Below are 14,899 nucleotides of genomic sequence, written 5' to 3'. Positions count from 1 at the left end.
CCGCCGCCGGGACCGGTGCTCAGTCGGGCAGCAGCTTGGCAGCCAGGGGGGCAGCAGCGGCCAGCAGGGGGTTGGTGCTGTCGTGACCGCCGGACAGCAGGCGCGCCACCTCCATCTCCTCGCTTTCGGAGGGCACCGGCACCACCTCCTCAGCCAGCTCCATGCTGGCCACACCGCCGGCCTCGAGCCGCATGCAGCCACCCGATTCCGAGCAGAGAATCACGCACAGCGGCGGCCGGCCAATCGGTTCGCAGATCAGGCGCAGCCCCACCAGGCTGCCCGGATGGGTCTTGGGCACGCCCACCGGTACGGGCATCTGGCGGAAGCGCACCGCCACCCCATCGGTGCGCAGGAAGTCGGCACCGATCCCATCACCGAGGTCATCGCCTCCCACCCGGTAGCTGCTCTCCAGGTGCCAGCCGAGTCGATCGGCGATCCAGGCGGCCAGGAGCAACCCCTTCACCGGGTGGGTGCCTTCCACGTCGATGTCGAGCTGCACCACGTGGTTGAGAGCATCCCGGCGGTTGGGGGGATCGAACACCATCGCCAGCGATTCGCGCCAGCTGCGCAGCCGCAGCCAGTTGAGATCATTGAGCGCCTGGCCGGCCTCGATCCGCTCCTCCAGCACATCGAGGCAGCGCCGCGGCCGCCCCATGGAGCTGTCCACGATCAGCCGCCGTGCCACCGGCGCCAGGGATTCGAGCATCTCGGGGGCTTCGTCGAGATAGCCGTTCCACCACACCCAGCAGGGCAGATCACTCCCCACCAGCGGGTTGACCAGATCCAGGCCCTGCTGCAGGGCGGCCATGCCACCGCGCAACACCACCACATCGCCGCAGGCCGGCCGGGTGCCGCCATCTTCAGGAAGGGGGCAATAGGCCGCCACCAGGGTCTCCAGAGCTTCGGCCGGCTCCAGGGTGGGGGCCAGGGTGATCAGGCGGCGGGGCATGTGGGCGCTGATCGCGCCATCCACATGGCGGCCGCGCAGATCGTTGGCCTTGCGATCGCCGGGCTGCTGGCCCAGGGACCAGGCCAGATCAGGCGCCAGGGGGGCTGTGCTGGGCGGCAGGCCGCAGTCGGGAACGGCGGCCACCGCCTCACGCACCAGGTCGTCACTGACCAGGCCGGTGATCGGGCCATCGAGGCGACCGGTGCGGATCAGGTGCTGCTCCAGCCAGGCCGGATCCCACACCAGCAAGGTGAAGGTGGCGGCGCCGCTGGACCCGTCGAGGTTGTGGGTCCAGAGGCGTTCCAGGTAGGGAGTCACCTCGGAGGGAGGCAGTTCCAGGGGCGCCTGAAGCGTGAGCTGGGTGGACATGGTGAACAGTCGGAGGGCGCGGGATCTGAAGCGTTGGGGGTTGGTCTGGAGACTTCAGGGACGGCGCCAGGCCAGCTCGTCCTCGGCCAGCAGGCTGTCGGCGGCGGCTGGCCCCCAGGTGCGGGCTTCGTAGGGATGCACCGGCAGCTGCCAGGGCGCTTCTTCGATCAGCTCCAGCAGGGGGGTGTAGAGGCGCCAGGCGGCCTCCACCTCGTCGCTGCGGGTGAACAGGGTGGCGTCGCCCAGCATGGCGTCGGCCAGCAGGCGCACGTAGCCCTCGTCGGAGGGCTCACCGAACGACTCGTCGTAGGAGAAGCCCATATCCACCGGACGGCTGCGCATGCCTGAGCCCGGTGCCTTCACCTCGAAGCGGAACTCGGCCCCCTCATCGGGCTGAATGCGCAGGATCAGCTGGTTGGGGGTGGGGGCACCACCAGCCGCATCGAACAGGTGCACCGGTGCCTGGCGGAAGGTGAGCACCACCTCCGAGAGGCGCTTGGGCAGCCGCTTGCCGGTGCGCAGATAGAAGGGCACTCCCTGCCAGCGCCAGTTGTTGATGAACAGCTTCATGGCCACGTAGGTCTCGGTGGTGCTGTTCGGATTCACCCCTGGTTCCTGGCGATAGCCGCTCAGGGGCCTGGTGGCGCTGCCACCGGCGGAATACTGGCCGCGGACGCAACACTTCCAGGGCTCGGCCTCGTTGGCCAGCTGGGCGGCCTGCAGCACCTTGGCCTTCTCGTTGCGCATCGCCTCGGGATCGAAGCGACCTGGAGGCTCCATGGTGGTGAGGGCCAGCATCTGGGTGAGGTGGTTCTGCACCATGTCCCGCAGGGCTCCGGAGGTTTCGTAGTAGCCGGCCCGCTCCTCCACGCCCACGGTTTCGGCGGCGGTGATCTGGACGTTGTCGATGTAGTTGCGGTTCCAGATCGGCTCGAAGATCGTGTTGGCGAAGCGCAGCACCAGGATGTTCTGGACCGTTTCCTTGCCGAGGTAGTGGTCGATCCGGAAGACCTGGCGCTCCTTGGCGCAGGCCTGCACGATGCGGTTGAGCTCCTGGGCGCTGCCGTAATCACGGCCGAAGGGCTTCTCGATCACCACCCGGCTGCGCTGCGGATCCTCAAGCAGACCTGCCGCCGCCAGGGCACGGCAGCCACTGCCGTAGTGGGCAGGGGACACCGAGAGGTAGAAGGTGCGGTTGCCACGGGTGGCCCGTTGCCGATCGATCTGATCGAGTCGATGGCCCAGGCGCACCACGTCGGCGGGCTGCTCCAGATCCACAGGCTCGTAGAACAGGCCGGAGGCGAACTGGGCCCAGGCCTGCTGGTGCTGCTCCACCTCCTGGGCCAGGGCCTCGCCCATGCGGCTGCGGAATTCCTCGTCGCTCCAGGGACGGCGGGCGCAACCCAGCACGGCGAATTCGCTGGGCAGGCGGCGCTGCCGGAACAGCTCGAACAGAGCCGGAATCAGCTTGCGGTGGGTGAGATCCCCACTCGCCCCGAAGATCACCAGACACTGCGGCGGGATCACCCGCTCCTGACGGAGCCCGACCCGGAGCGGATTGGTGAGGGTGACGGTCATCGCGTGGGATCCAGGCGCCAGTTCCCTCCTGTTTAACGAGGGCGGGGCCCCATCGCTGGAGCGCAACGGTTTTCGACGGTTTCTGTCCGGGATCCCTGATCAATGGCCGGCGGCTGCCGCTTCGCAATTCGCGCAGACTTCGGACGCTCAGGCATGAACCATGCCCACAACACGCAGGGGCCGCAAAAAAACCACAGTCAATGGCCACAAACAGTGATCAAAACCCTGGCCATCAGAAAAGCCCGCCATCGGCGGGCTTGTCAGTGCTGAAGAGCTGATTGATTCGGATCGGATCGTTCAGTAGGTCTCGACGTGCCAGCGCTCGGCCTTCTTGAGCTGGGGACGCAGCTGCGTCCAATCGATTCCCTTGGCTGAGGCTGCGGCAGTCATGGCTTCGTCGATGCCGGGTTCCATACCACGCAGACCACACATATAGACATGGGTCTTGGGATCTTCAATCATGGTAAAGATCTCATCGGCATGCTCCAGCACCCGATCCTGGATGTACATCCGGCCACCCTTGGCATTCTGCTGCTCGCGGCTGATCGCCTTGGTGTAGCGGAAGTTGTCGGGGAACTGGCTCAGATAGTGCTCGAAGTCTGCTTCATACAACAGGTTGGGAGTCTTGGGAACTCCCATGAACAGCCAGGCCTTGCCCCGGAAATTCCAGCCGTTCTTCTCCCGCTCGCTCGGTTCGAACATGCGACGCAGATAGGCGCGCATCGGCGCGATGCCGGTCCCGGTGGCCAACATGATCACGTTGGCCTCTTCGTCCTCGGGAAGGAGCATCTCCTTGCCCACCGGACCGGTGATCTTCACCTTGGCGCCGGGCTCGATATCGCAGAGGAAGGTGGAACAGACGCCGTTGATGGTCTCGCCGTCCTTCTCGTACTGCAGCTGACGCACACACAGCGACACGGTGTGGTCGGCCATGTTGTCGCCATGGCGGGTGCTGGCGATCGAATAGAGGCGCAGCTTGTGGGGCTTGCCGTTGGCGTCGCTGCCGTCGGGAATGATGCCGATGCTCTGACCCTCCACGTAGTGGAGCTGGGGATCACCGCCGGCCAGATCGAAGGTGATGTGGTTGACCCGGCCGATCGCACCCTCAGCCAGGAGGCTGTAGTTCTCGCTGACAGTGCCGACGAAAGGAGATTTCGGCTTGTAGAGGTTGACCGGTACGGCGGCGTGGCTCGGAGCTGCTTTCACGGATTTGGGTTCAGGGGATGGGGCCTCGGGAGCAGGAGCGGCAGCCGGAGCCGGCTCAGCCTGAGGGGGGTCCTGGTCGGCGGGAACAACGGCCGTGATGCGTCCACCCTGCTGGGCGATGGTCTGCACCAGAGCCTGCATCCGGCCGTAGGGAACGGTGAAACGACGCTCCCCCTGGCGCTGCCGGCCCACCCCAAAGCCTTGGACCACAACGGTGAACATCCGCCCATCGGACTGAGTGGCAGCGCTGGTGGAGACACGCATTCGAGCTCAGTCCTCTCAAAAATCGGTTCGATCATAGGGAATCTGCGCCTCCCACTCCCAATCGCGGTTAGGGTTGCAGCTTCCAGGCCGCTCCCACTCCAGAGTGCCCGGCTGGCGCCAATCCTCCCCACGAACCGTTCTGGTGCAGCCCTTGGCCGCCGTTTCCGTTCCCGTTTCCCTCTCCCGCGCCCTGCAACTCCCCTCCAGCGAACCCAGTTGCCGACTCGACACCATCCAGCAGGAGATGGAGCGGCTGCCCCAGGGAGCCAGGCGGCTCGCCGTCCAGTTGCGTCTTGATCTGGACCCTGGCTGGCTCTGGACCGTTCTCACCGATTACGAAGGGCTCTGTCACTTCATTCCCAACCTGGCTGTCTCGCGGCTGCTCTGGCGCCGTGGCAGCACCGTGGGTCTCGAGCAGATCGGCACCCAGCAGTTCTGTGGTCTGCGTTTCAGCGCGGCGGTGGAACTGGAGTTGCAGGAGCGTCAGCCGGAGGGGCGCCTGGATTTTCGAATGGTGCGCGGCGATTTCCGCCGCTTCGAGGGGGCCTGGATCGTGCACCGGGATCCCAGCGGCACCTCCCTGCTCTACGAACTGCTGGTGCAAGGCAAACCCGGCATGCCGATCGGCCTGATCGAGCAGCGCCTGCGCGACGATCTCGCCGCCAATCTGCGCGGAGTCCAGCAGGAGGCCCTCAGGCGTTCAGCTCTGCTGGCCTGAGCCAGAAGTCTCACAGTCGGCAGCCGCGAATCCAGCCCCGGCTGCTGGTTCAGAGCAACCTCGCCCATCTCTCTCTGAGCCTTGAACAACCCTGGCTGGATCAGGTGGCTCGATCCTGGCTCAAGGGAACAAGCCAGACAACATCGCACAAAAAAAGCGGCTTCGATGCCGCTGATCTTGCATACCCCCAAGGGGATTCGAACCCCTGTCGCCTCCGTGAAAGGGAGGTGTCCTAGGCCTCTAGACGATGGGGGCCTGGACTCGGTGGGAACGGCCGATTGCCGCTTCGCCGATGGAGAGAACCTACGGGTCGGACGGACCCTTCGTCAAGCTGAAACGCCGGGCCCCAACCCCGTTGCCGGGGGGTCTAGCGGGACGGATCAGGCGAATGCACCTGGCCATTCCAGACGGGCACGGTGACATGGAAACAGGCTCCTCGCTCGGGCTCCGAGACCACCCAGATGCGGCCGCCCTGCACTTCGGCGATGCGGCGGCACACCCCCAACCCAACGCCATAGCCCGATGTGCTGCCGGAGGTCTGGGGCAAGCGCACCCGGTCCTGAAAGATCCGTTCCTGCTCGTCGTCGGGGATGCCCGGGCCGCTGTCGCAGACGATCACCTCCACCCACTGGCTGGTGCGGTGCCACAGGCGAAAACTGACACGGCCGCCGCCGGGGGTGTACTTGAAGGCGTTCTCGAGCAGGTTGAGGAACACTTGGCGCATGCGGCGCGGATCGGCGAACACATCCGGCAGGTCACCGGGGATGTCGGTGACCAGTTCCACTTCCCGACCCACCCAGAGCTTCTCGAGTTCAAGGATCGCCTCCGCCGCCACCTGACCGAGGACAAGGCGCTGGGGATTGAACAGGGCCTCCCAGCGGGTGGTGCCCACCTCGAGCAGTTCCTTGGAGAGAGACTCCATATCGTCGAACCGTCGACGCAGCACGTCCAGAAAGCGGATCTCGTCGATCTGGCCGAGGCAGTGGCTCTGCAGCGCCAACTTGGCCACCGTGAGCGGCGTGCGCAGCTCGTGGGCCACCATCCGCAGCAGCTTCTCCTGGCCCTCCAGCCGTTCAATCAGGGTCTCGTTCTCCTGGCGCAGCACCAGGAGCTGGTCTTCCAGCAGCTGCTCGCGCGGGGTGCGACTGTTGTCGACCAGGGGGTTCTCCAACCCGCCGGCCAGGGTGGCGGCCACCTCAGCCTGTTGCCAGCGCGGCATCCAGTTGCGCAGCTGCCGGGTGAGGGTGTTGCCGGCGAACACCTGCTTGGGAGCTGGCTCCAGTTTCACCAGGGCTGGCGTGGCTACCAGTCGGTGCAGCTCCAGAAGCTCGGGATGCTGCACCGGGTCCACCACCTCCAGGCGTAGATCTGAGGAGGTGCAGTCGTCGCTTTTGAGATAGCGCATCAGGCTGCGCAGATCCGATCCGGCCAGGTGCTGGCGCGTGGCCACCAACAGAAGCCTCAGCCCTCGGACGGGCGCATCAGAGCCCTGGGCCTCCGCTGTGGGGGGTGGCCACTGGTGGGGTGGAGAGCCGTCACCACCATCTGGTTCGCGCAAGCGTTCGCTGCTCACGGGGGCATTCAGGACAGGTTCCGCCGCCACGGCCGCGCCTCCCAGGCAGCAGAGCCCACCCTATGCCGCGTGGCAGTTCTGGTAGAACCCGTTTAGACAGTGGAGAAGGGGAGGGAAGGCCCGATCCAGACCCCCAACTGGGCTCCATTCATGCATCCCCTGATCGGCAGAAGGATTCCCGTCTCGGAGGGGGGCATGCCCGCACCGGTCCACCGCAGCCGCATCCAGCTCGACAGCAGCCTGCGGCGCTGGTTCCACCGCAACCTGGGCCAGTGGCGATCGCGGCGCACGCTCTACTTTCCCGACAACGAGATCCTGCAGTTCGACCTGCGGCTGCAGGTGGAGGAGATCACCGCAACGACCGAAGGCGAGGCCGGCTATCGCTTCACCTGGTGGTCGGAACACGACGAGGGCGTCAGCGAGCGCAAGCCTGGCTACCAGCGTGCGGGCTCGATCACCGCCCACCTCTGGGGGCACCAGCTGGAAGGGTCATGCGGCTATTCGTTCTGTTCGCCCAGCGAATCCCAGATCCGCCAGGTGGACGAGCACGAACTCATCTTCGAATCGCTGAACCAGGGCTGGCAGATCCTCGATCACATCCGCCTGGTGGATCAGGGCCGTTTCCGGGCCCGCTCGATCTACGCCTGGTTTGACGGCAGCCTCGACCTGGTGGAGACCCATCACGATTGCCGCCTCCCGAGCGACACGCCCGCTGCTGTCCCGTCCGACTGACGGCCCCGGATCGATGCAGCAGCATGGGGGCTCACCATGGCCCGAGCCTTGACCTCCCTGCTTCGCCGCCGTTTCTCCCTGCTGGCCGCCCCTCTGCTGGCCACCCCCCTGCTGGCGCTGCCGCTGGTGCTGGCTCCTGCGGCCGCCCTGGCAGCCCCTGCCACCGAGGCTGAGATGTCGCTTTACACCCGCATCGCGGCCGTGAATGTGTGCATCGCCCGCTCAGCCGGAGTGGAGTTCGACAAGGCCGTGAGCATCGCCGGTGAGACGATCGCGCAGCTGATCCAGGGCCAGCACGACGGCACCATCCAGCAGGTGGGCAGCAAGCCCCTCTCGATCGAGGAGCTGCGGCGCGGTTCGATCAATTCCGCCGTGCTGGGGGCAACCGAGGTGTGTCCCAAGGATGTGCCGCCCGATGTGATGAAAAAGGTGCAGGAGGCCCTCAAGCAGAGCGAGGCAGCACCAGCGCCCAAGGGCACAGCCGCCCCGGCACCGAAGGGCGCGGCCGCCCCTGCGCCGAAGGCCAAGTAGGCCCGGTCCGATCCTCCGTCGCCGGGCTCTCCGTCCGGCCCGGCTTCTTCCAGTCCGCTGGCCCTGCAGGCCACTTCCCCCGCTCCGCCCCCTTCATGGCCGTTGTGCGCCTCGCGGACTACCGTCCCGCATCCTTCCTGCTGGATCGCACCGACCTGACGGTGCGGCTCTTTCCGGACCACACGGAGGTGGAAGCGGCGCTGGCCTTCCTGCCCAATCCGGCAGCGCTACCCCTGGAAGACGGCCGGCCCGAGCCCCTGCTGCTGCAGGGACTCGATCTTGAGCTGCTCTATCTCAGCCTCGACGGCGAGCCCGTCGCCGCGGCGGCGATCCAGCACACCCATGGGGAGTTGCGGATCCTGGAGCCGCCAGCGCGTCCGTTCCTGTTGCGCAGCCGCGTTCGCCTCCACCCCGAGAGCAACACAACCCTGGAAGGCCTGTATGTGAGTGGCGGGCTCTACACCACCCAGTGCGAAGCCGAGGGGTTCCGGCGCATCACCTTCCACCCCGACCGCCCGGATCTGCTCAGCCGCTTCCGGGTGCGGATCGAAGCCGATCGCTCCGCCTGCCCGGTGCTGCTCTCCAACGGCAACTGCGTCGAGACCGGCAGCCTCGAGGCCGAAGCGGCCAGCGGAGCCGAGCGCCACTACGCCATCTGGGACGATCCCTTCCCCAAACCCTCCTATCTGTTCGCCCTGGTGGCCGGACGCCTCGAGGAGGTGCGCGATCACTTCACCACGGCCTCGGGTCGTTCCGTGCTGCTGCGGATTCACGTGGAGCCTGGCGACAGCCACTACACCGGCCATGCCATGGCTTCGCTCAAACGGGCGATGACCTGGGATGAACAGGTGTACGGCCTGGAGTACGACCTCGATGAGTTCAACATCGTGGCGGTGCGCCACTTCAACATGGGCGCGATGGAGAACAAGAGCCTGAATATCTTCAATTCCAAGCTCGTGCTGGCCGATGCCGAAACCGCCACCGATGCGGAACTGGAGCGGATCGAGAGTGTGATCGCACACGAATACTTCCACAACTGGACCGGCAATCGCATCACCTGCCGCGACTGGTTCCAGCTCTCACTCAAGGAGGGGCTCACCGTCTTTCGCGATCAGTGCTTCAGCGCTGACCTGCATGGTGCGGCCCTGCGCCGCATCGAGAATGTCTCACTGCTGCGCAACACCCAGTTCCGCGAAGATGCCGGCCCCACGGCCCATCCGGTGCAGCCAGATCACTACCAGGCGATCGATAACTTCTATACCACCACGATCTACGAAAAGGGATCGGAACTGATTCGCTGCCTGCATACGCTGCTCGGTGCCGAGACGTTCCAGCGCGGCATGGCCCTCTATGTGGAGCGCCATGACGGCACCGCGGCCACCTGCCAGGACTTCGTGCAGGCGATGCAAGACGCCGCGGCCAATTCTGCAAGCTTCGATTTCGCCCAGTTCCGGCGTTGGTACCACCAGGCCGGCACGCCGGTGCTGCAGGTGCAGCGCCACTGGGACGGTGCGGCGGGGGTGCTGGAGCTCACCCTGCGGCAGCACACCCCGCCCACACCGGGCCAGCCCGACAAGCAGCCGCTGGTGCTGCCGCTGGTGCTGGGCCTGGTGGATCGTGCCGGCCAGCCCCTGCTCCTGCGCTTGGCTGGGGAGTCGCCCTCCGAGGCGGCCGCCGCCAGGCTTGAGGGCGCCTGGGGCAAGGAGAGCCGCCTGCTGGTGATCGATCAGGCGGAGCAGCAGCTGCGCTTCGAGGGATTGCCGGCGGAGGACCATCCGCCGGCCCTGTCGGTGCTGCGGGGCTTCTCAGCTCCGGTGCGGCTGGAGATGGGCCGTTCCACCGCCGAGCTGGTGCATCTGCTGGCCAGCGACAGCGACCCCTTCTCCCGCTGGGATGCGGGCCAGGTGCTGCTGCGCAAGGCCCTCGTCGCCCGGGCGACCGGACAGCCCCATGAGCAGCTGGAGGAGGAACTGATCGATGCCTTCGGCCGCATCCTCAGCGATCCCTCCCTCTCGGAAGCGAGCCGCAGCATCCTGCTGAGCCCTCCGGGGATGGCGGAACTGGAGGAGGCCATGACGGAGCCTGATCCTCCGGCTCTGGTCACCGCCCGGCTGGCCCTGCAGCGCCGCTTCGGCGAGGCCCATGCCGAGCTGCTGGCCCAGGCCCTGGAACGCTGCCGGGCCCAGTGGGAGCTGGACTGGCCGGAGGGCAGCGGCGCCCGGATGCTCACCGGCCGGATCTGGGGCTGGCGGATCGCCGCCGGCGACAAGGCGATTGCGGCGCTGGCCCGCGATGCGGTGCATGGGCCTTCGATGACCCTGGCCCGCTGCGGATTGCAGGCGCTGCAGGCCCATGCCATCCCGGAGCGAGAGGCGGCCATGCAGGCCTTCTTTGAACGCTGGCAAGACCGCCCCGTGATCCTCGATGCCTGGTTTGCGCTGGAGGCAGGGGCTCCCTTCGCAGATGGTCTGGACCGGGTGGCGCGTCTGCTGGAGCACCCACGCTTCGATCCGATGGCCCCCAACTCGGTGCGGGCGGTGCTGGGCGGCCTGGCGGGCAATGCGATGGTGTTTCATGCCGCCGATGGCCGTGGCTACCGCTTCCTGGCGCAGCAGATCGCCGCCCTCGACGGCCGCAACCCGATCACGGCCTCACGCCTGGCCAAGGTGTTCAGCCGCTGGCGGAGTTACGGCCCCGAGCGGCGCGAGCGGATGGCGGAGGCCCTGAATCTGCTGGCGGCGGCGGCACTGTCCTCCAACACCCGCGAGGTGGTGGAGCAGTGCCTGGGGTGATGAGGCCCAGCGAGCACAGCGCGATGGCCGAGGCGAGCCGCGGCTCAGCGAAACAACCCTCAGCGAAAGATCTGCCCATGCAGTCGGCGGAAAGCCGCCTGCCGCTGGGCGCCCCCCTCCGGTCCGGCGTGCTGGCCCCAGAGCCCTTCCCAGTAGAAGTAGATGATGCCGTGGCCCCGCTGGGCCGCCAGGCGCGCCTTCTCCTCCAGCTGGCTCATCGGCGGTGTGCGACCCCCGAAGCCGGCCAGGATGCCGATCTCCACCGGCATGCCCCACTGCCGCGCCTTCACCAGGGCCGGCTGATCGAGATCCTTGGCGAAACCGGCCACGGAATAGGCGTAGTTCTGCACCACCAGGTCGTCGATCAGTTCCCCCAGCGCCCACAGCTCCCAGTCCTGCAGCCAGTGGTTGTAGGCGAAGCGAAACGGGCCGGGCGAGAGGCTCACCAGCGTGCGCCGATCCCGATCCAGCTTGCCGAGGGAGCTGCGCAGCTCCCGCAGCAGCCCGGTGAGTTGCTGGCGTCGCCAGCGCATCCAGTCGCGGTCGGTGGCGCTGTCGGGCGGCTCGCGGCCGGTCTCGGCCCGGTAGAGCGCCAGGGTGTAAGGGTCGTAGCCCAGATCCACGGGCCAGGCGAAGTGGTCGTCGAGCTGGATGCCGTCCACCCCGCAGCGCTGCACGATCTCGCTGACCAGACCGATGAAGCGGCTGCGCACCCCCGGATGGGCCGGATTGAGCCACACCCGCAGGTCCTTCAGCGGCGATGTGCGCAGATCGGCGCCATGCATGGCATAGAGGCTGCTGCCATCGCGCCGCTGCAGCACCCACTCAGGGTGGCGACTCACCACCTCCGCATCGGCCGGCTCCATCAGGCCGTATTCGAACCAGGGAATCACCTGCAGGCCGCGGCGCTGGGCGGCGCGCGTCAGCCGGCAGATCGGATCAAGCTCGGCACCGGCCCGCTGCAGGGCCGGCTCCATGGGCGCCCAGCGGCTGCGGTGGAAGGTGGTGCCCCGGCTCCAGACGTTGGGGTAGAGGGTGTTAAAGCCGGCATCGGCGAGCTCCTGAACCGCCCGCTCGATCCGGCCGGCGTCGTAATACAGGGGGCTCGGACTGTTGGTGAGCCACACCCCGACGCGCCGGCCGCCGCTGGCCCGCAGCAGATCCTGCAGGCGCGGGCGCATCTGGCGTTCCGGCGCGGGGGGCGGGGGGACCGGCGTTCGCCGATCGCGCTCCACCGCACCGGTGGGGAGGGCCGCCAGACCGCAGACCATGCCCGCAGCCAGGGCCAGGGCGCCGCCCAGGCTCAGCAGCCTGTTACGGGGGTGCTGCGACTCAGCGGAACATCGAGCTGACGGAGCTCTCTTCATGAATGCGCCAGATCGCTTCTCCGAGCATGTTGGCCACCGAGAGCACCTGGAGCTGCGGGAAGGAGCGCTCCGCAACCATCGGGATACTGTTGGTGACCACCACCTCCTCGAACAGGCCAGGGGTGGAGAGGCGCTCCACCGCCGGCGGCGAGAACACCGCGTGGGTGGCGCAGGCGAGCACCCGGGCGGCGCCCCGTTCCCGCAGCAGCTTGGCGCCCTGGTAAATGGTGCCGCCGGTGTCGATCATGTCGTCGATCAACACGGCGGTCTTGTCGGCCACATCACCGATCACGGTGAGGCTCTCGGCCACGTTGTGGCCGCTGCGCCGTTTGTCGATGATCGCCAGGGGGGCATCATTCATCTGCTTGGCGAAGGCGCGGGCGCGGGCCACCCCGCCCACATCCGGCGACACCACGACCACCTCCCCGAGGTTGCGGGTGCGGAGGTAGTCGACCAGCACCGGTGAGCCATAGATGTGATCGCAGGGAATATCGAAATACCCCTGGATCTGGGAGGAATGCAGATCCATCGCCAGCACCCGATCCACACCGGACTTGACCAGCAGATTGGCGACCAGCTTGGCGGTGATCGATTCGCGGCCGGCGGTCTTGCGGTCGGCGCGGGCGTAGCCGTAGTAAGGAATCACCGCGGTGATCTGCCGGGCAGAGGCACGGCGGCAGGCATCCACCATGATCAGCAGCTCCATCAGGTGATCATTCACCGGAGCGCAGGTGGGCTGGATCAGGAAGACATCGCAGCCGCGGATCGACTCCTGAATCTGGATGTAGAGCTCGCCGTCGGCGAAGCGCTTGATCACGCAGGGTCCATCCGGAACCCCCAGGTAGGCAGCGATCTCGCGGGCCAGATGGGGGTTGGAGGAGCCGCTGAACAGCCGCAGCCGCCGCGTGTCCTGGGCTGACTGGGTGGGACTGGACTGCTGCTCCACCCGATCAGCGGTCAAGAAACTGGTCACAGCGGACGCAAGCGCGACGGCGGAGTTTCGATGGTAGAAGCGACCCGTCCCAGCCAGTGCGAACAACCGTGAAGTTTTCTGGCCTGGCCAGGCCCCCGAGGATGGTGCTGACCTCAAGCGGCCGAACCGACCAGGTGGCGGCCCTCCTGAGCGATCAGGCTCCACGGCTGGCGGCGGCCCTGGCCCTGCCACTGCACACCCTGGCGCCGGCCGCTTGCCCCCAGCAGGCCCTGCGGCAGCTGGAGGCCATCGCCGGCCCCTGGCTGGCCGCGCTCCCCTGCGATCCGGGCCTGCTGCTAGTTGATCCGGCCAGCGCCGCTGCCAACCACTGGGCAGAGGCGCTGGGGGCCTGGCGCCAACCCACCCTGCTGCTGTTGCCGGCCGACAGCCTCGCGACGGGCGCTCCCGCGGCCACCACGGCCCTGCTGCGGCAGTGGCAGGTGCCCCTGCTCGGCCTGATCCAGGGCGGTGGCCCCTGGGAGGCAGCCCGGCGCCGGGGTGACGGACTGCCCTGGCTCGGCTGGCTGCCGGAGGCTGCGCTGCATGAAGCTGAGCTGCATGAAGCGGTCCTGCCGGAGGCCGCCGAGCAGGAGTGGACCGAGCAGTCGTGGACGGAGCAGAGCATGGCCGCACTGCGGCTCAGCCTGGAGGCTCGCTGGCTGCAGCTACAGGCTGAGCTGGCCTGAGCCTGGACCGAGATCAGGTCTTCGTCTTCCAGGGCGGCAGGGTGGCCTTGGTCTCCAGCTGCCGCAGGCCGTCGAATTTCGGTTTGGCCGGCCCCAGCGGCAGAGACAGGAAGCGCACCTCCCCGGGGCGGGCCAGACCAGCGGCCAGCAGGCTGAGGGTCTCGCTGGGCTCCAGGTTCGTGTCCACCTCGCTGCGCAGCTTTTGGACCAGGTCCGGCAGATTGGCCAGGCGGGCCGGCTGAGACAGGCTCTCCATCAGGGCCAGCACCACCAGCTCCTGTTGCTGGCGGCGACTGAGCTCGCCGAGGCTGGGATCGCGGTAGCGCAGCAACTGCTCCACCTGGGCCCCGTCGAGTTGCTGCAGACCGCTCTGCAGATCGATGCGATACCGCTGCGCCTTGTCCTCGTACAGCATCTTGCGGGGTGGATTCACCTCCAGCCGGCCCAGGGCATTCACCAGGCTGCGCAGTCCGGCGCGGGAGAGCACCAGATAGCGGTCCGGCTCGCCGGGCTCCAGCTTCAGCAGTTCGCGCACCGCATCGCCGGTCAGGGCGACCCCGCCCGTGCGGTAGAGGCTGCCCAGAGCCTGGGGACGTTTCTGGCCCGGCAGATTCACAGCCAGTTCAGTGGGCAGGCCGAGCACCTGCAACGGACCTTCCGGATCGACCCGCACCAGCAGCAGCGCGTCGCTGTTGGGGCGCGGGGCAGGCTTGGCGGCGGCGGCGTTGCCCTTGGCAGCGGTGTCCTGGGGGGGCGACGCGCCGGTGGCCGGTGGGGTCTGGAGCGGACCCGGCAGGCGATCGGAATCCAGCCCCACCACCAGCACCGTGACCGGCCGGCGCGGCGGCTCGGCCAGATCGGAGGCTGTGCTGGGGCGGTCGTCGAGGCTGCGGGAATCCTGGCTGGGCCAGATCCAGCCGAGCAGGGTGATGCCCAGACCGGCGCCGGCCAGGGCGAGGGCGACGCGGCCCAGGGCACGCGAGCGACGGCCTTTGCCGGCGGGGCGGATCCGCGGCACGGCGGGGTGCTCCGGCGAGGAGCTGGAGGTGGAAGGGTCGGTGTCCCGCATGGGGGGCATGGTGCCCGCAGGGCTGATGGTCCCACTCTGGCTCAGTCCGGGGATCCGCCCCGCTGGGACGGGTGGCCGATAGGTTGAGGGCC

The 14,899-nt window shown here is 67.7% G+C and carries 12 protein-coding genes and 1 tRNA gene; 5 read left to right on the top strand and 8 right to left on the bottom strand.

From position 1 onward, the window contains the following. Window positions 1-19: 19 nt before the first annotated feature. The 3 genes from KQ310_RS03265 to KQ310_RS03255 all read right to left on the bottom strand — a co-directional run bounded on the left by KQ310_RS03265 (window position 20) and on the right by KQ310_RS03255 (window position 4,366). Window positions 20-1,318 carry a glucose-6-phosphate dehydrogenase assembly protein OpcA gene (locus KQ310_RS03265; protein ID WP_259720345.1) on the bottom strand — a complete coding sequence of 433 codons (1,299 nt, stop codon included), beginning with the start codon at window positions 1,316-1,318 and terminating at the stop codon, window positions 20-22. A gap of 54 nt (window positions 1,319-1,372) precedes the next feature. Continuing rightward, window positions 1,373-2,896: a glucose-6-phosphate dehydrogenase gene (zwf, locus tag KQ310_RS03260; RefSeq protein ID WP_259720344.1), complete on the bottom strand. Its 1,524-nt coding sequence runs from the start codon at window positions 2,894-2,896 to the stop codon at window positions 1,373-1,375. A 297-nt stretch (window positions 2,897-3,193) separates the two neighbouring features. After that, entirely contained in the window at window positions 3,194-4,366 is a 1,173-nt protein-coding gene (locus KQ310_RS03255; RefSeq protein WP_259720343.1) for a phycobilisome linker polypeptide, read from the bottom strand. A gap of 244 nt (window positions 4,367-4,610) precedes the next feature. Between KQ310_RS03255 and KQ310_RS03250 the strand changes: the two genes are divergently transcribed. Then, a complete protein-coding gene (locus KQ310_RS03250; protein ID WP_259720370.1) occupies window positions 4,611-5,084 on the top strand; it encodes an SRPBCC family protein in 474 nt (157 codons plus the stop codon). Window positions 5,085-5,266: 182 nt separating this feature from the next. Here KQ310_RS03250 and KQ310_RS03245 read toward each other — a convergent pair. Together KQ310_RS03245 and KQ310_RS03240 are read right to left on the bottom strand one after the other, a co-directional pair. Continuing rightward, a tRNA-Glu gene (locus KQ310_RS03245) sits at window positions 5,267-5,339 on the bottom strand. 112 nt (window positions 5,340-5,451) lie between these two features. Next, window positions 5,452-6,549: a histidine kinase gene (locus KQ310_RS03240; protein WP_259720369.1), complete on the bottom strand. Its 1,098-nt coding sequence runs from the start codon at window positions 6,547-6,549 to the stop codon at window positions 5,452-5,454. Between the two features lie 258 nt (window positions 6,550-6,807). Between KQ310_RS03240 and KQ310_RS03235 the strand changes: the two genes are divergently transcribed. The 3 genes from KQ310_RS03235 to pepN all read left to right on the top strand — a co-directional run bounded on the left by KQ310_RS03235 (window position 6,808) and on the right by pepN (window position 10,712). Continuing rightward, a complete protein-coding gene (locus KQ310_RS03235) occupies window positions 6,808-7,389 on the top strand; it encodes a hypothetical protein (protein ID WP_259720342.1) in 582 nt (193 codons plus the stop codon). A gap of 36 nt (window positions 7,390-7,425) precedes the next feature. Continuing rightward, complete coding sequence (locus tag KQ310_RS03230) at window positions 7,426-7,920, top strand: cAMP phosphodiesterase (RefSeq protein WP_259720341.1); 495 nt, start codon at window positions 7,426-7,428, stop codon at window positions 7,918-7,920. A 95-nt stretch (window positions 7,921-8,015) separates the two neighbouring features. After that, window positions 8,016-10,712, top strand: coding sequence for an aminopeptidase N (gene pepN / locus KQ310_RS03225; protein WP_259720340.1), 2,697 nt, complete (start codon window positions 8,016-8,018; stop codon window positions 10,710-10,712). Window positions 10,713-10,771: 59 nt separating this feature from the next. Here the strand turns inward: pepN and KQ310_RS03220 are convergent, their stop codons facing one another. Together KQ310_RS03220 and KQ310_RS03215 are read right to left on the bottom strand one after the other, a co-directional pair. Further along, complete coding sequence (locus KQ310_RS03220) at window positions 10,772-11,893, bottom strand: glycoside hydrolase family 10 protein (RefSeq protein WP_259720368.1); 1,122 nt, start codon at window positions 11,891-11,893, stop codon at window positions 10,772-10,774. A 151-nt stretch (window positions 11,894-12,044) separates the two neighbouring features. Next, window positions 12,045-13,052 carry a ribose-phosphate pyrophosphokinase gene (locus KQ310_RS03215; protein WP_259720339.1) on the bottom strand — a complete coding sequence of 336 codons (1,008 nt, stop codon included), beginning with the start codon at window positions 13,050-13,052 and terminating at the stop codon, window positions 12,045-12,047. A gap of 101 nt (window positions 13,053-13,153) precedes the next feature. Between KQ310_RS03215 and KQ310_RS03210 the strand changes: the two genes are divergently transcribed. Continuing rightward, entirely contained in the window at window positions 13,154-13,738 is a 585-nt protein-coding gene (locus tag KQ310_RS03210; protein ID WP_259720338.1) for a hypothetical protein, read from the top strand. A 13-nt stretch (window positions 13,739-13,751) separates the two neighbouring features. On the opposite strand, the gene KQ310_RS03205 is transcribed toward KQ310_RS03210, so the two are convergent. Next, window positions 13,752-14,816: an LCP family protein gene (locus KQ310_RS03205; RefSeq protein WP_259720337.1), complete on the bottom strand. Its 1,065-nt coding sequence runs from the start codon at window positions 14,814-14,816 to the stop codon at window positions 13,752-13,754. Between the last annotated feature and the right edge of the window lie 83 nt (window positions 14,817-14,899).

Source organism: Synechococcus sp. CS-1328 (assembly GCF_025128095.1).
GTDB lineage: Bacteria > Cyanobacteriota > Cyanobacteriia > PCC-6307 > Cyanobiaceae > CBW1002.
Note: the sequence above shows the minus strand (reverse complement) of the source record. Positions and strands in the feature narration are given on the sequence as shown.